Origin of the sequence: Sedimentitalea arenosa (genome assembly GCF_016428585.1) — a bacterium.
GTDB classification, from domain to species: Bacteria; Pseudomonadota; Alphaproteobacteria; order Rhodobacterales; family Rhodobacteraceae; genus Sedimentitalea; species Sedimentitalea arenosa.
The window spans coordinates 98,620-114,922 of record NZ_JAELVR010000006.1; the positions used below are offsets into that span (position 1 = coordinate 98,620).

Sequence of the window (16,303 nt, forward strand, 5' to 3'; positions counted from 1 at the left end):
CCCCGCCTGCCGCTGAACGCAGAAGAACCGCGGCGGGTGTCCCGCCACGGTCCGATTGCTTCATCCGATTCTTATTCGGTGTACTTGTCGATCAGCATCCGCGCTTCGTCGATCAACGCCTGACCATCGATGCCTTTGCTGTCCATGTCGGCCACCCATTCGTCGTAGATCGGCTGCGACGCCTCGATCCACACCTTGGTTTGCGCCTCGTCCAGCGTGATGATGTTGTTGCCGCGATCGACCGCGAGCTGGCGCGCCGGGCCGTCGGAATCCGACTGCGTGCCGCCCGCGAAAACCGAGAACTCCAGGCCGGAGTTGTCGTCGATCACCTGCTTCAGGTCATCCGGCAGGCTCTCGTACTTGTCCTTGTTCATCGCTAGCACAAAGGTCAGGACGTAAAGCGCATTGCCCGAGAATTCGGTATGATTGCCGACGAGCTCCGGCACCTTCAGGGCCGACGTGACTTCCCACGGGATCGTCGTGCCGTCGATCACGCCCTTGGACAGACCCTCGGGAATGGCCGGAACCGGCATCCCCACCGGCGTCGCGCCCAGTTTGTCGAGGAGCGAGTTGATCGAGCGCGAGCCGCCGCGAATCTTGAGACCCTGCATGTCGTCGGGCGTCGCCACCGGCTTGTTGGAATGGATCAGACCGGGGCCATGCACCCAGGTGCCCAGGATGTGTACATCCCGGAACTCTGTATCCTTCCAGTGCTTTTCGAACATTTCCCAGTAGGCGCGGCTGGCGGCGCGCGCATTGGTCATCATGAAGGGCAGCTCGAACACCTCTGTGCTGGGGAAGCGGCCGGGCGTGTAGCCGACCACTGTCCAGACGATGTCGGCCACTCCGTCGATCGCCTGGTCCATCAGCTCGGGCGGGCGGCCACCAAGCTGCATCGAGGGGTAGCGGTCGATCTTGATGCGCCCGCCCGAGGCCTCTTCGACATTGTCGGCCCAGACATCCAGCACCAGCTTGGGCACGTTCGCCTGCGCCGGCAGGAATTGGTGCAGTTTCAGCGTGACTTCCTGCGCGAAGGCCGCCGTCGTTCCGACACCCGCGGCCATCGCAGCGACCGCAGCCGCTCCCGCGAAGCCCAGGAGCTTTCTCCGGTAGTTCATGTTGATCCTCCCTGATCTGGTTATCTGTTCCACTATTAGGATTGATTTGGCGCCCACGGCAACACCCTGAGCGAGCTCAGGCGCCGTTGCAGCCAGTTTGTTCGGATCTGGCCGCGCGTTTTCATGCCTCTTTACCGTCGCACGACAGAGTGCAGCCGAAGGCGAGCTTTGCGCAAGCGGCGATTCTGCGCAGCTGGGCGCAGATGCGGACTACAGTGGGTCGGTGAGGGTCAGGCGGATGGGGTCGAGCCCCTCGATGCCGCCGGTCAGCACGTCTCCGGCGACGACCGGGCCGACCCCAGCGGGCGTGCCGGTCATTATCAGGTCGCCCGGCCGCAGGCTGTAGAACCCCGAGAGATGCGCGACGATCTCGTCGATCTTCCAGATCAACTCGGCCAGGGTAGCGTCCTGTCGCCGTTCACCGTTCACGTCGAGATGGATGCGCTGGTTGGCGATCGGCGCCATGTCGGCGGCCTGGGTCAGCGGGGCGAAGACCGCAGACCCGTCGAAATCCTTGCCCAATGCCCAAGGGCGCTGTTTGGCCCGTTCGCTCAATTGCAGGTCGCGGCGGGTCATGTCGAGCGCGCAGCCATAGGCATAGACCGCAGCTTGCGCCTCAGCGGGCGAGGCGCGAAAGACCGGTGCGCCGATGGCGAGCGCCAGTTCCATCTCGTAGTGAAGATTCTCGGTGCCCGGCGGATAGGGTGTCTCAGCTCCGGTCAGAACCGCAGAAGCAGGGCTCTTCATGAAATAGAACGGCTTCTCGCGATCGACCTCCACGCCCATCTCGGCAGCATGGGCGGCATAGTTCCGCCCGACACAGAAGATGCGGCCGATCGGATAGGTGGCGGTTTCTCTCCGCACCGGGATGGACGGCACTGGCGGAACATCGAACAGGCTGTCTGGCATTGGCGCACTCCCTCACCCGCGCGAAACTCGGTGTCCTGCAGCGCGGTGAGCCGCAAGCTGGCTTTCCGTCGTGCCGGTGTCAACCGCAACGGGCCACCCCCCGCGCCAGAAGCTGGGCGCGGGGCATTTGCGATCATTCCGCCGCGGTCAGATCGGACTTTGCGGATGCGGAGACACGGCAAGCCGAAAACTTGAACTCCGGAATCTTGCCATAGGGGTCCAGCGACGGGTTTGTCAGGATGTTCGCCGCCGCCTCGACATAGGCGAAGGGCAGGAACACCATGTCCGTCGCCACCGCGCGGTCGGCGCGCGCCATGATCTCGATCTTGCCGCGCCGGGTTTCGAGGGTGATCATGTCGCCAGGGGCGACGCCCAGCTTGCGCAGGGTCTGCGGATGCAGCGACGCGTTGGCCTCCGGTTCGGCCCAGTCCAGAACGCTGGCGCGCCTCGTCATCGAGCCGGTATGCCAGTGTTCGAGCTGCCGACCGGTGGTCAGGATCATCGGGTACTCGTCATCCGGCACCTCCGCGGGCGCGATCACGCTGGCGGGGGTGAAGCGAGCGCGCCCGTCCTTGCGCGGGAACCCGTCGGCGAAGACGATCGCCTGCCCCGGATCATCCGGTGTCAGACTGGGGTAGGTGACCGCTGTCCGCTCCAGCCGCTCCCAGGTGATGTTGTTGAGGCTGTTCATGTTGAGAGCCATTTCCTCGAACACCTGGCGCGGGTGGGTATAGGACCAGTCCAGACCCAGCCGTTTCGCAAGGGCCGTGGTGATCCACCAATCCTCGCGCGCATCCCCGGGCGGCGGCACAGCCGGACGGCCCATCTGCACCTGCCGGTTGGTATTGGTGACCGTCCCGGTCTTTTCCGGCCAAGCCGAAGACGGCAGGATCACGTCGGCGAAGTTGGCGGTTTCCGTCAGGAAGATGTCCTGCACGACAAGGCAATCCAGTTTCGCCAGGGCATCTCGAGCATGTTCGACATCGGGGTCCGACATGGCCGGGTTCTCGCCGAGGATATACATGCCCTTGATGTCGCCCGCATGGACCGCGTCCATGATCTCGACCACCGTGAGTCCCTTCTTGCTGGAGAAGTCGCCGCTGCCCCAGACTTCGGTAAAGGCCGAGCGGACACCGTCATCCTCGACGGATTGGTAATCGGGCAGGAACATTGGGATCAGACCGGCGTCGGACGCCCCCTGCACGTTGTTCTGGCCCCTGAGCGGATGCAGACCCGATCCGGGCCGGCCCACCTGCCCGGTCATCAGGGCCAGCGAGATCAGGCAGCGCGAATTGTCGGTGCCATGGATATGCTGCGAGATGCCCATCCCCCAGAAGATCATCGCGGCCTTCGCCCCGGCGAAGGTGCGGGCGACATCGCGCAGCACATCGGCCTTGATCCCGCAGAGCGGTTCCATCTTCTCGGGCGTGAAGTCCTTCAGATGCTCCTTCATCGCCTCCCAGTTCTCGGTGAACCCCGCGATATACTGTTCGTCGTAGAGGCGCTCCTCGACGATCACGTTCATGATCGCGTTCAGCATCGCGACATCGGTGCCCGGACGAAACTGCAACATGTGCGAAGCGTGCCGTTTCATGCCGGTGCCGCGCGGATCCATGATGATCAGCTTGCCGCCGCGCTTGGCGAACTGCTTGAAATAGGTGGCCGCAACCGGGTGGTTTTCGGTCGGGTTGGCCCCGATGACGATGGCCACATCGGCGTTCTCGATCTCGTTGAAGGTCGCCGTCACAGCGCCTGAGCCCACGTTCTCGAGAAGTGCCGCGACCGAGGACGCGTGGCACAAGCGTGTGCAGTGATCGACGTTGTTGTGGCCAAAGCCCTGGCGGATCAGCTTCTGGAACAGATACGCCTCTTCGTTCGAGCACTTGGCACTACCGAAACCGGCGATCTCGGTCCCGCGGCCCTTCAAGCCATTGGCCGCTGCATCGAGCGCTTCGTCCCAGGTCGCTTCTCGGAAATGGGTGTGCAGGTTGGCCGGATCGACGTTGAGACCCTTTGCGGGCGCATCGTCCCGCCGGATCAGCGGCTTGGTCAGCCGGTGCGGGTGATGGATATAGTCGAACCCGAACCGGCCCTTGACGCAGAGCCGGTTCTCGTTCGCCGGACCTTCGATCCCGTCCACCCAGGCGATCTTGTCGTCCTTGATCTTGAAAGACAATTGGCATCCGACACCGCAGAACGGGCAAACGCTTTCCACCTCGCGGTCGAAACTCTTGCTGTCGCCATGCCCCGCCTCGTCAAGAACGGTGGCCGGCATCAGGGCACCGGTTGGACAGGCCTGCACGCATTCGCCGCAGGCCACGCAGGTGGATTCGCCCATTGGGTCATCGAAATCGAATGTGATCTTTGCATCATGGCCGCGGCCCGACATGCCGATCACGTCGTTGACCTGCACCTCGCGGCACGCCCGCACGCAGAGATTGCAGTGAATGCAGGCGTCCAGGTTGACCGACATCGCGAGGTGCGAGGCATCAAGCAGCGGGATCCGCTGCTTTTCGATCTGCGGAAAGCGGCTCGACGTGACGCCCTGCATATCCGCCATGTCCCAGAAATGCGAAGACCTGTCATGCGCGGCGGCGCGCTCGGGTTGATCGGCAGCCAGCATCTCGACCACCAGCTTGCGCGCGCTTTCGGCGCGGGCCGTGTCGCTGCGCACGACCATGCCGTCGGTTGGCGTGCGGATGCAGGAGGCGGCAAGCACGCGTTCGCCTTCGATCTCGACCATGCAGGCGCGGCAGTTGCCGTCCGAGCGATAGCCGGTCGCATCCTTGTGGCAGAGGTGCGGGATGGTGGTGCCGTGACGCTTGGCCACCTGCCAGATGCTCTCGCCCTCGCTCGCGGTGACGTCGTTGCCGTCCAGATTGAATGTGATCGTGTTGCTCATGGCTCAGACCTCGTCCGCAAAGTGTTTCATGGTGAGTCGGATCGGGTTCGGCGCCGCCTGCCCGAGGCCGCAGATCGAGGCGTCGACCATGACGTTGCACAGATCCTCGAGCAGCGGCTGGTCCCACGTCTCCGCCTGCATCAGCTTGACCGCCTTCTCGCATCCGACCCGGCAGGGCGTGCATTGCCCACAGCTCTCGTCCTCGAAGAACCGGAGCATGTTCAGCGCCGCGTCGCGCGCGCGGTCCTTGTCGGACAGGATCACGATAGCGGCGGAACCGATGAAGGTCCCATGTGGCTGAAGCGTGTCGAAATCCATCGGGATGTCGTTCATCGCGGCAGGCAACAACCCCGCCGAGGGTCCGCCCGGCTGGTAGGCCTTGAAGGCGTGTCCGTCCAGCATGCCGCCCGCCGCATCGATGATTTCGACGATCGTCGAACCTGCCGGTAACAGGTGGACACCGGGCGACTTGACCCGCCCGGAGACCGAATAGGCGCGCAACCCGGTGCGGCCATTCTTTTCGACGCTCTTCAGGATCTCGGGACCTTCGCGGCAGATCCGCGCGACCCAGTATAGCGTCTCGACATTGTGCACCAGCGTCGGCCGGTTGAAGATACCGACTTGCGCGACGAAGGGCGGACGATGCCGTGGAATGCCACGCTTGCCTTCGATACTTTCGATCATCGCGCTCTCTTCGCCGCAGATGTAGGCTCCGGCGCCGCGACGCAGGTCGATATAGCCTGTCTCGACGAGTCCGGCGGCTTCCAGCTCTGCGATTTCGCGGCGCAAGATATCGAGCACTGCGGGATATTCATCGCGCATGTAGATAAAGCAGGTATCCGCCTCGACCGCCCAGGCACAGATCAGCATGCCTTCGAGAAACAGATGCGGCTCGCGCTCGAGCAGGAATCTGTCTTTGAAGGTGCCCGGTTCACCCTCGTCTCCGTTCACGGCCAGGTATCGCGGCGACGGTTCGGCCCGCACAAATCGCAGCTTTTTGCCTGACGGGAACCCGGCACCGCCCAGGCCGCGCAAGCCGGCATCCAGAACCCTGTCGAGCTCGGCTTCCCAATCCCCGTTCTTGCGCAGTTGAGCCAGTTTTTCGTACCCGCCCTTCGCCTTGTACGCCGCAAATCCCTGGTAGTCGGGAAGATGATGATGGATGTCGTTCGCCTCGATGGCGGCCATCACCTTTTCAGGCGTGGCATGGTCGATATGGTTGTGCCCGATCTCGAGCACCGGCGCCGTATCGCAGCGCCCCATGCAAGGCGCACGCAGAACCCGCACTTCTGACGGGTCAAGACCGGTTTCAAGTGCCGCCTTGAGCTGTTGCGCCCCGGCCAGTTCGCAACTCAGGGAATCGCAGACCCGGATCGTCAGCGCAGGTGGCCGAGTTTCGCCCTCTTTCACCACGTCGAAATGCGCGTAGAACGTCGCGACTTCGTAAACCTCGGCCATGCTCAGCCGCATTTCTTCGGCCAGCGCGCGAAGATGCGCCGCCGAGAGGCATCCGTATTCGTCTTGGATCAAGTGCATGAATTCGATCAGCAGATCACGTCTGCGCGGGCTGTCGCCGAGCAACGCGCGCACTTCGGAAAGCGCTACATCATCATATTGACGGCCTTTGGGGGTCTTGCGCCCCTTGCCTCTACCGGACTTCCAGACCCCAGGTTTGGTGTTCGCTATGTTCATCAGGCCACTCCCTTTGCGGCGGAAGATGGTCGGAATCACGTCATGCGATCAAATCGTTATTTCGGAAGGAGCGATTTGAATTGCTTATAATGACTGATGCACCGCATGTCGAAACGCGGTGATGATGGGCGGTTCGGGCGTTTGTTCCTTGATTGCAAGACCGATCGTCTGGGTGACGAAAGGTTCCACCAGGTCGAGTTCCACAGAGTTCTGTCTGGCAAAGTAGGTTTCCGCGACACTCTTGGGCGCGATTGTCGCCGCGTTTCCGCTGGACACCTGAACGAGGACGGCAGTGAACCCGTTGGCCTCCATGACGATCGTGGGGGACGCACCGATGGACCGAAAGGTTTCGTCGACGAACTGCCGGTTGCGCATGTCAGGAGTGAGCAGGCAAAGTGGCAGCTTGGCCGCTTCCGACCACCGAGCCTGACCACTCGATCGGGGCGCAAGATGCTCCGGAGCCAGAAGGACGTATTTTTCCTTGTAGAGGCTTTCGGTGCAATCCGGATCGGCTTCGCTGAAATAAGTGATCCCGGCGTCCAGCGAGTAATCGTTCAGCCGTATGTCGATTTGGCGCGATGACAGAGACTGCAACTCCAGAGACAGCCCGGGATGGGTTTTCCGCAGACGCGAGGAGACATGGGCTGCGAAGGGCAGGGCCGTGGGCACCGTTCCGACCACCAGCTTGCCCTTGAGCGTCTGGCGCAGGGCATCGATTTCCTGCCGCATCCCTTCCGTGTCGTTGAGCAGTCGTCGGGCCCATTTCAGCACAACCTCGCCCTCGCGCGTGAAGCCGAGAAACTTGTTGCCGCGTCGCACCAACGGGATCGCAAGTGCGTCTTCCATCTTGCGGATACGAGCGGAGAACGCCGGCTGCGAGATGCCGCAGTCCTCCGCCGCGCGCGAAAAATGCCGGTTGCGCGCCAGAGAGACCAAAAGCTTGAGGTCACGAATTTCTGTCATCGGGCCTCCTGAACGACATGCTACGCCACATTACAGGCCTTGTTGCGCAAATCTGGTGAAGGGCGGGCTTCCCCTATCCCGGACTCAGATATCCTACGGGGTCTGTGGCGGGCATGCCAAGGCTCCAATAGCGATTGAACACGGCGACGCGGACATCGATTTCTGCACTCTGGGGGTCAAAAACTCTGCTCAGCTAGATTGGCTCGTGAGTTTGATACCGTCTGTCCTGCGTTGAACGCGGCCTCGGCGTGGGTATCTGATCCTTTATCGCCGCAAAAACCGCGCCAACTCTGTTGATGCTTTTTTCGACGGCATCCAGGCTGAAGGGACTGCACGTCAACCACAAGGCGGTGGCACCCAAATCATCATGTGATCAAACCAGATCTGAAGCGATCCCCGCACTCAGTGCCGTGTCGTCGGACCATGTCGCGACCTAGCAGCCCCTCTCGAAAGATAAAATGACGCCACACACTTTGAGCACAAGAACCCGCATGACCTTCCCCATCCGAGTAAATCCCGAAACGATCAAGGGGGCGTCGCGATTGATTCTCCTAAGAAATATGCACCGGTCAAGGAAAGTAACTGCGCACCAAGGCGCTCGCGATCAGGCTCCATCCGTCTGCGACGACAAAAAAGGCTAGTTTGAAGGGCAGCGACACGATCGCCGGGGGCACCATCATCATTCCCATGGACATCAGAATGGCCGCGACGACGAGGTCGATGATCAGGAAGGGGAGAAAAACCAGGAACCCGATCTGGAATGCCCGCGCGATTTCCGACAGAAGAAAGCTCGGGACGAGCACCGAAAGCGGCGCGTCTGGTCCAAGATCGATGGAGGCCGCGTCAGGACGGAGTTCCGCCATCGCGCGGAAAGTGTCGGGATCGAGTCGCGCCGTCATGAACACCCGGAAGGGTTCCAGCGCCCTCGGCATCGCCGTTTCAACGTCGATCGTTTCGTCCATCAGCGGCGCGATGCCGGTCTCCCAGGCTTGAGTAAACACCGGCTCCATGACAAAATAGGTCAGGAATAGCGCCAGACTGACAATCAGCATGTTTGGCGGCGATTGCTGCAAGCCAATCGCCTGCCTCAGGATCGCGAGCACCGTCACGAGAAACGGAAAACACGTGATCATTATCGCCAATCCAGGCGCGAGACTCAGGACCGTGATCAGCAGGATCAACTGGATAGAGCGCGCCGAGATCGACCCGTCGTCACCCAGCGACAGCGTGAATTCCTGCGCCGTCGCCATCTGGGGCAGGATCGCCAGCGACAGCGCCAATGACAGCGCGATCGCCGGCCTGGAAAGGACATTCATCCCAAGCCGTTCCGGACGTCGGCGATCTCGGTCAATCGGACGGCGAGCTGTCCGGCCTGGTCCCCACCGAGCTCCTCCAGCTGGCCACGCGCGACCAGGCGATCACCGACATAGAGTTCGACCGGGTCTTCGACGCGCTTGTCCAGGGTCAGAACCGCGTTCTCGCCAAGGTTGACAAGGTCCCGGATCAGCGGGCGCGCTTTTCCGACCGAGACGACCACCTCGATCGGAACCGAAACAAATGGATTGGAGTGATCCGAACCGCTTTGCCCATCCTGTTTCTTATCCATGCTTTTGCGCCTCGTTTACACTGTGAAAGAATGCCTCGAGCGATTGCCGCAGTGACGCGACAAGCCGCTCCTGATCGATTTCCCGCTCGCTTCCGCCGACCGTGAGGTGAACCTGTCCCGCCTTGAGGGTCCTGCTTTCAACAACCTCGACCTTCATCGCCAGGGTCTTGCTCACCATCGGCCGGACCTTGTCAGCGGCGCCGGCGGGCACAACGATCCGAACAGGCTGATCAAGCTGATCCTTCGCCATCTCGGTGCACTGCTCGACGATCTGAACCCCGATCGTTTGCATCAGCGCTTCGGGTAGAACCCTTTCCAGAAGGGCATGAAACACCGGTTCGACGGTCGTCATCATCTGTACGAGCGCTTCCTGGTAGGTGAAGGAGAGATCCTCGAGATTTCGACCCAACGCCCCGGTGATGCGGCTCTGATCCTCTGCCTGCGCGCGAATGGCATCGTCCCAACCGGCGGTGTAGCCTTGCTCGAAAGATGCGAGGCGCAGATCTTCGAGTGCGTCGTCGCTGATCATCTGCGCCACGTCCGCTTCGGCCGTAGCGATGCTGAAATCCTCCAGAAGATGTGAGATCGTCATCATGCCTTCTCCTCGCTTTCTTCCAACCAGCTCCGCAGGATCTCCACGGTTTCTTCCTGGCGTTCTCCGATCATCGCCCGCAGACGTTCGACCGGTGACGGACCGTCGGCGATTGCCGGGACCCCGGGCTCGGACTGTCCAGCGTTCGAGCCGAGCGCGGCGACGGAGGTGAAGCCATCCTCGCTTCCATCATCGATCTCTCCAGTCAGAACAGGCCCATTGTCGGCCTGGATGGCTTCCGGCGTCCGCCCTCCAGGCAGAGCCGCGACCCCCGTGCCCTCCAAGGTCCCTGGCTTTGCCAGGATCGGACGAACCACGAACAATCCGAGCACCAGCGCGACGAGCGCGAGGGCGGCCAACTGGATCAGTGACATGAGGTCCAACGCCATCGAATCGAACATGCCGACGCTTGCTTCCGTCCCGAGCGGTACGACACTGGGAAGATCCATGGACTTCAGCGTTATGACGTCACCACGGTCCGCATCGAACCCGACTGCCGAGGCGACAAGGTCCTTCAGGGCTGACAGTTCTTCTTCGCCGCGGGGCTGGAAGACCGGCGTTCCATCGTCGGCGGGCGCGCTGATACCATTGACCAGGACTGCCACCGTCAGGCGTTTGACGGCGCCCGGAGCGCGGAGGATTTCATGCTCGGTCTCCGAAACCTCGTAGTTGATCCGTTCGCGCGTCTCGGTAGCGTTCGCCTTGGAGCCGTCGCCGGCCGCTTCGTCACCGTCGGGAAGATTGGAGGCCACGGTCACGTCGCCACGACCGGCATTGCTGGAGGAGTCGCTGCGTTCTTCAGTGTCCGTGCTGATCGCGACCCGGCCTTCGGGGTCGAAACGACGTTCGCGAATGGATTCGGTCTGGGTCACCGTGTCCACGCTCACTTCGACGACAGCGTTTCCAGCGCCGACGCGAGCCTCGACAAGCCTGAGGACCCGATCCCGCAGCAATTGGGCGCGGTCGTCTCCACTCGATGGAGCCGCAGCCGTCTCTGTCGAGCCGATCAGCGCGCCATTGGCGTCGATCACGGCGACATTCTCGACTGACAAGCCGGCGACCGCGGAGGCGATGAGGAACCGCATTGCATTGGCCTGGGCGGGCGTTATCGGCGCTCCCGCAGGGGTAACCGAAACCGAGGCAGTCGGTTCGACCGTGCGCTGGAACGGGTTCGATCCGTTGTTGGCGATGTGCACCCTGGCCTGGGAAACATGCGGGCTTGCCACGATGGTACGGGCCAGTTCACCCTCCTTTGCACGCCAGTAGGCCGCATCAAACATCTGTGACGTCGTGCCGAACCCGTTCAGACTGTCCAGTAGCTCGTATCCCTTGCCGCCGTTCGCAGGCAGCCCTTCGCTTGCAAGCATCATGCGCAACTCGTCGCGCTGATTCGCCGGAACGTAGATCGAGCCGCCACGCACCTCGAAAGTGGTGCCGCGCTGTTCAAGCGCACGAACCACGTCACCCGCGGATCCGTTTTCCAATCCGGCGTAGAGCAGTTTCATCGTTGGTGCGGTCGCGAGTCGCGACATGACGACAAGCGTTACCAGCAGTGCCAGAACGGCCAGGCCAACGACGATCTTCTTGCGATTGTCCAGCCCGGCCCAAACGGTTTTCATCTGATTCACGGTATCCTCCGTTTCGCCGACGTTCTGCCAACGTTCCGCCATGTTTCGTCGATTGGCCTTAACAATCGGTTAGTTCCTGCACGTTAATGAAGAGCCCGAACGGAGTGATAGGACACACCATGGCCGACGCTGTCGCAGAGGTTCCGGAGGAACCGATAAAGTCCAGCAAGAAGCCCCTTTTCATAGGGCTGATACTCGCGCTTCTTGGCGCCGGCGGCGGCTACTTCGCCGTGTCTTCGGGTCTGGTGGGCGGCTCGCACGAGGACGGTTCTCACAATGCGACCGCGACAACACCACAAGCGCTTCCTGACATTGCCTTCGTGGAAGTCGAGCCGATCATGATTTCTCTCAGCGGGAGCGATCGCGTGCGACATCTGCGGTTTCGAGGCCAGCTCGAGGTCGAGGCGCCCTATCAGAAAGACGTCGCGCATGTACTGCCCCGCGTCACCGATGTGATGAACAGCTATTTGAGGGCGCTGGAACTGAAGGATTTCGAGGATCCGGCGGCATTGCTCCGTCTGCGCAGCCAATTGCTGCGCCGCATTCAACTGGTCGTCGGCGAAGGCCGGGTCAGGGACCTGTTGATCATGGAATTCGTACTGAACTAGGAGGCGAATGTGGAACTGGTAGCGGACATACTTCTTGTTGCCGGTGCGTTGGGGGCGGGATTCTACTGCTTCATTCTCGCCCGGCGCCTGAACCGTTTCAACGATCTGGAAAAGGGTGTCGGCGGCGCAGTGGCGATCCTGTCTGCGCAGGTCGATGACCTGAACAAGTCGCTGACTGCGGCCAAGGGCGCGTCCGACGGATCGAATGCCGCCTTGACGGAACTGACGCAGCGGGCGGAAGCCGTGGCGGGTCGGCTTGAACTCATGATGGCGTCACTACACGACATTCCGGAAACCACGGTCGTCCCGGCTGAACCGGAACCGGCCACTCCGGTATCAGACAAGCCGAAAACTGCCGCGGGCCCGATGTTTGTCCGCCACGAACGCACGCATCAGGAGTCGGTCCGATGAGCCTCAAAGGCAAACCTGCGAAAGGCCGAAAACTGCGGGGAGGAACCCTGTTCGCCATCTCGGTCCTGTTAATCGGTTCGGCAACGCTGCGCATCGGTCTTGAAGCCGGTCCGGCGGTTGCGAGGGAAGCCTTGAACCTGACAGCTGACGGCGAAGACACGCCAGAAAGCCCACCAAAGCATTCAAACGCGCCTACCGACGCCGAATTGCAGGCGCTGATCAACGCCTTGAACGACAGAGAACGGAACCTGGCCGAGAAGGAACGTTTCATCGAGGACCGGATGAAGGCACTCGGCATCGTCCAAGAAACCGTCGAAGAGCGTATCGCGAAGCTCGAAGCGGCGGAAGAGAAGTTGAGCGCCACGCTGGCCATGGCCGATGTCGCTTCGGAAGACGACCTGACGCAGTTGACCAGCGTTTACGAAAAAATGAAACCGAAACAGGCCGCCGCGCTCTTCGAGGAGATGGATCCGGAGTTCGCGGCCGGCTTTCTGTCACGCATGCGACCAGAGGTGGCCGCGAGCATCATGGCCGGTCTCAGTCCCATGGCAGCCTACACGATCAGCGTCGTACTGGCGGGCAGGAACGCATCCGTCCCGACGGAATGATTCCGGAGAGAAAGTCAGCGTTTGTTAAGGCAGGCAGGCGAAACTGCCGAGAACGAATACGGAACGGAGTTTCGACATGATCGGAATCATCGGCATTGTCACCATTTTCGGAATGGTATTCGGAGGCTATCTTCTTGCCGGCGGCAAGATGTCGATCATCCTGAAAAGTCTGCCCTTCGAGATGATCATGATCGGAGGCGCCGCAGTCGGAGCTTTCCTAATCAGCAACGATAGCGCTGCGATCAAACATACGATCAAGGACATCGGCAAGGTGTTCAAAGGCCCGAAATGGAAGCCCCAAGACTATACGGACCTACTGTGCCTTCTCTTCGCGTTGATCCGAATCGCCAGACAGAACCCGATCGAGGTCGAGCAGCACATTGAAGATCCGGACTCCTCTTCGCTGTTTTCCAAGTATCCGAAAATTCTGGCCGACCAAGAGGCCGTGAATCTCATTTGCGACACGATGCGTTCCGCTTCCATGAACTACGACGATCCGCATCAGGTCGAGGAGGTTCTCGACAAACGCATGGATGTAAACCTTCATCATGCGCTGCATTCCAGCCATGCTTTGCAGACCGTGGCGGATGGATTGCCCGCTCTCGGTATCGTCGCCGCCGTTCTGGGCGTGATCAAGACCATGGGCTCCATCGACCAGCCGCCTGAAGTGCTCGGCAAGCTGATCGGCGGCGCGCTGGTCGGTACCTTTCTCGGCGTTTTCCTCGCCTACGGTCTGGTCGGACCGTTTGCAGCCAAGGTGAAGACAGTCGTCGAGGAAGACAGCCATTTCTACCTGCTGATCAGAGAAGTCTTGATCGCGAACCTGCACAATCATGCGGCGGCCATCTGTATCGAAGTCGGTCGCCAGAACACACCCGCGCATTGCCGTCCGAAGTTTTCAGAACTGGAGGAAGCGCTGAAGGCCATCAAACAGGACGCGGCATGATACGAACTTCCCTGCTGGCAATTTGCCTCGTGATCTTCGGAACGGTGGGAATGACCGAGACCAGCACGGTCCGCTCGGGCGAGCACGATACCTTCACCCGGCTGACACTCGCCATTCCGCCGGATTCGGATTGGTCAATTTATCGAGAAGAAAACTCGGCGAAGCTCACAGTGAAGAACCCGGACCTTCAATTTGACACGTCCTTGGCGTTTGACAGAATACCAAGAACCCGATTGCTTGCGCTGTCGGCAACGGCTCCATACGGCGAGCTTTCGATGCGCTTCGGTTGCGATTGCGAGCTGGAGACGACACTGCGAACGGATGGTCTGCTCGTGATCGACATCAAGGATCGGCAGAGTGACACTGTCGATCATGAGGGCATCACCTTTCCGCCATTGCATCGTGCTCTTGGATCAAGCCGCTCCGAGAGCAGGAAGGCAGATGCGCACTCTCCGCCTGAGCAACCTGAAACAGGGCTGGAAAGCAACGCCGCGATTGACCCTTTGGTACCCGGTGACCCCTCGGAACCCGAAATCCGCCTGAAAACTCCCAGCGTTGGACTGAATATCTCGGAACGTCGCCTTCTCGAACAGATTGGGCGAGCGGCCAACCAAGGACTGCTGTCGCCGGTTGGTATACCGCCTGACGAAAACAACGGTATCGTCGTGCCACCGGGGAGTTCCACCCCTTCCAGCGGTCCACCGCAGATCCTCCCTCTCAATGTGACCGCGGAAACGTCGGTCGACCAGGGGTTTGCCGGAGTCTCCGACGCGCTGAAAGGTGGATCGCGCAACACCGCATGCATCTCTGAGTCATTTGTTGGTATCAGCGAATGGGGTGACGGGCGAAGCCTCGTCGAGCAGGTCGCAGATGCGAGAGACGCGGTTTATGGCGAGTTCGACCGGCCGGACTCCGCCGCGATCAAGCAACTGGCGAAGACGTATCTTTTCTTTGGTTTCGGCGCCGAGGCAAGCCACGCACTGGATTTGATGTCCGACAACAGTTTGGAAATCACGTTCCTCCGCACGATGGCCAGCATATTGGACGGCGAAACGATGCCCTCGGGCAACCCGTTTGAAGATCAAGAATCCTGCGGGGGCGAAACCGCTCTTTGGAGCGTTTTGGCAGGTGGATCACCCAGTCGCGCCAGAGATGGAGACGAAATTCAGCAGGCTTTCGTTCGCCTGCCGGAGCATCTGCGCAAGCTTCTCGGACCGGACTTGAGTCAAAGCTTCGCGAAAGTTGGGAAGACCGAAATCGCGGCATCCATATTGCGCTCCATGGATCGAGTGGGCAACGGCGAGATTCCAGGAAAGGACTTTGCCGATGCAATCGTTCGAAAATCGTCCGGCGACGTTTCTGACGCAATTAGGAAACTGGACCGGGTTGTAGACAAGAACTCCGACTACTCCCCCCAAGCCTTGATAGAGCTCATAGACATCCATTGGCTTGAAAGAAAGCCGACGACCCCAGCTATAACTGAACTGGCAGAAGCCTATGAAACCGAGTTGAAAACAAGTTCGGTGGGTTCGGACATGCGCCGAGCATTGGTCTATTCTCTGTCCCTGAACGGGCGGTTTGAGGACGCTTTGCAAACCGTAGAGCGGATCACTCGGCGGGATGGGTCGGACGCTGGCCTCGCTGCAAAGCTGGCCGTGATGGATGCCATGGTCGACAACGCCGCAGACCCAAGCTTTTTGAAGTACGCCCTCGCACACCGGAACGACATTGCACAACACGGCTCCGCAGTACTTCGGAGCAAGTCCGCCCGCCGTCTGCTGGCATTGGGTTTTCCGCAAGCAGCTTTGGATACTCTGGCGACGAGGGAAAAACCTGCCGACGACGACGTTATGCTGATGCGCGCTCAGGCAGCGATAGCGTTAGGACAGCCGCATCGGGCAATGGTCGAGTTGCTGAGCGTTTCCAGCAATGAAGCGCAAGAGCTTCGAGCCAAGGCAATGCAGACCTATGGTGACTACCGATTGGCCGGACAGACTCTCATGAACACCGGCAATGCTGCGGAGGCTTCGCGTTGGCTGTGGTTGGCCGACGCTCCCGAAATGATCTCGATCGACGAGCCTTCTTACTACACTCAACTCGCCGAAGCTACCGATCAACTTGTTCAGTCAACTGACGACACGACGGACTTGCCACCGCTCGCAAACGCACAAGCGTTGCTGGAGGAAAGCAGAAGTGCTCGCGAAACGATCGACCAGTTGTTCAATGTACTTCGGACATCCGGCCTCGAACAGTGATCCACCTTTGATCGGACATTCGACGTCCGCATCAGGTGACCTTTCCATTGTCATCCTACAGTGAA

The 16,303-nt window shown here is 60.7% G+C and carries 14 protein-coding genes; 5 read left to right on the top strand and 9 right to left on the bottom strand.

The annotated features are described in order from the left end of the window. Nucleotides 1-71: 71 nt before the first annotated feature. From JF290_RS10110 to fliF, 9 genes are all read right to left on the bottom strand, one after another. Nucleotides 72-1,118 carry a TRAP transporter substrate-binding protein gene (locus tag JF290_RS10110; RefSeq protein ID WP_199024744.1) on the bottom strand — a complete coding sequence of 349 codons (1,047 nt, stop codon included), beginning with the start codon at nt 1,116-1,118 and terminating at the stop codon, nt 72-74. A gap of 210 nt (nt 1,119-1,328) precedes the next feature. Then, nucleotides 1,329-2,027, bottom strand: coding sequence for a fumarylacetoacetate hydrolase family protein (locus JF290_RS10115; protein WP_199024746.1), 699 nt, complete (start codon nt 2,025-2,027; stop codon nt 1,329-1,331). Between the two features lie 133 nt (nt 2,028-2,160). Next, on the bottom strand, nt 2,161-4,929 hold the full coding sequence (gene fdhF, locus JF290_RS10120) for a formate dehydrogenase subunit alpha (RefSeq protein WP_199024747.1): 2,769 nt from the start codon (nt 4,927-4,929) through the stop codon (nt 2,161-2,163). A gap of 3 nt (nt 4,930-4,932) precedes the next feature. Continuing rightward, nucleotides 4,933-6,621 carry an NAD(P)H-dependent oxidoreductase subunit E gene (locus tag JF290_RS10125; protein ID WP_199024749.1) on the bottom strand — a complete coding sequence of 563 codons (1,689 nt, stop codon included), beginning with the start codon at nt 6,619-6,621 and terminating at the stop codon, nt 4,933-4,935. 84 nt (nt 6,622-6,705) lie between these two features. Then, nucleotides 6,706-7,584, bottom strand: a complete 879-nt coding sequence (locus JF290_RS10130; RefSeq protein WP_199024751.1) for a LysR family transcriptional regulator — start codon at nt 7,582-7,584, stop codon at nt 6,706-6,708. 569 nt (nt 7,585-8,153) lie between these two features. Beyond that, complete coding sequence (fliP, locus tag JF290_RS10135; RefSeq protein WP_199024756.1) at nt 8,154-8,900, bottom strand: flagellar type III secretion system pore protein FliP; 747 nt, start codon at nt 8,898-8,900, stop codon at nt 8,154-8,156. After that, nucleotides 8,897-9,190 (bottom strand): FliM/FliN family flagellar motor switch protein, encoded by a 294-nt coding sequence (locus JF290_RS10140; RefSeq protein ID WP_199024757.1) that lies wholly within the window; start codon nt 9,188-9,190, stop codon nt 8,897-8,899. Before JF290_RS10140 ends, fliP begins: the two co-directional genes overlap by 4 nt. Then, nucleotides 9,183-9,782 carry an ABC transporter ATP-binding protein gene (locus tag JF290_RS10145; RefSeq protein WP_199024758.1) on the bottom strand — a complete coding sequence of 200 codons (600 nt, stop codon included), beginning with the start codon at nt 9,780-9,782 and terminating at the stop codon, nt 9,183-9,185. The genes JF290_RS10140 and JF290_RS10145 overlap by 8 nt, the downstream gene beginning before the upstream one ends. Then, entirely contained in the window at nt 9,782-11,410 is a 1,629-nt protein-coding gene (gene fliF / locus JF290_RS10150; RefSeq protein WP_199024759.1) for a flagellar basal-body MS-ring/collar protein FliF, read from the bottom strand. Before fliF ends, JF290_RS10145 begins: the two co-directional genes overlap by 1 nt. Before the next feature lie 119 nt (nt 11,411-11,529). On the opposite strand from fliF, the gene JF290_RS10155 reads away from it, so the two are divergent. From JF290_RS10155 to JF290_RS10175, 5 genes are all read left to right on the top strand, one after another. Beyond that, the gene (locus JF290_RS10155; protein WP_199024761.1) at nt 11,530-12,018 is read left to right on the top strand and encodes a flagellar basal body-associated FliL family protein; all 489 of its coding nucleotides are present in this window, start codon (nt 11,530-11,532) and stop codon (nt 12,016-12,018) included. 9 nt (nt 12,019-12,027) lie between these two features. Beyond that, entirely contained in the window at nt 12,028-12,429 is a 402-nt protein-coding gene (locus JF290_RS10160; protein WP_199024763.1) for a hypothetical protein, read from the top strand. Continuing rightward, nucleotides 12,426-13,037, top strand: coding sequence for a MotE family protein (locus JF290_RS10165; RefSeq protein WP_199024765.1), 612 nt, complete (start codon nt 12,426-12,428; stop codon nt 13,035-13,037). The genes JF290_RS10160 and JF290_RS10165 overlap by 4 nt, the downstream gene beginning before the upstream one ends. Nucleotides 13,038-13,113: 76 nt before the next feature. Then, nucleotides 13,114-13,983 carry a flagellar motor stator protein MotA gene (gene motA, locus JF290_RS10170; RefSeq protein WP_199024767.1) on the top strand — a complete coding sequence of 290 codons (870 nt, stop codon included), beginning with the start codon at nt 13,114-13,116 and terminating at the stop codon, nt 13,981-13,983. Nucleotides 13,984-14,033: 50 nt separating this feature from the next. Continuing rightward, a complete protein-coding gene (locus tag JF290_RS10175) occupies nt 14,034-16,238 on the top strand; it encodes a tetratricopeptide repeat protein (protein ID WP_233155264.1) in 2,205 nt (734 codons plus the stop codon). The last annotated feature ends 65 nt before the right edge of the window (nt 16,239-16,303 follow it).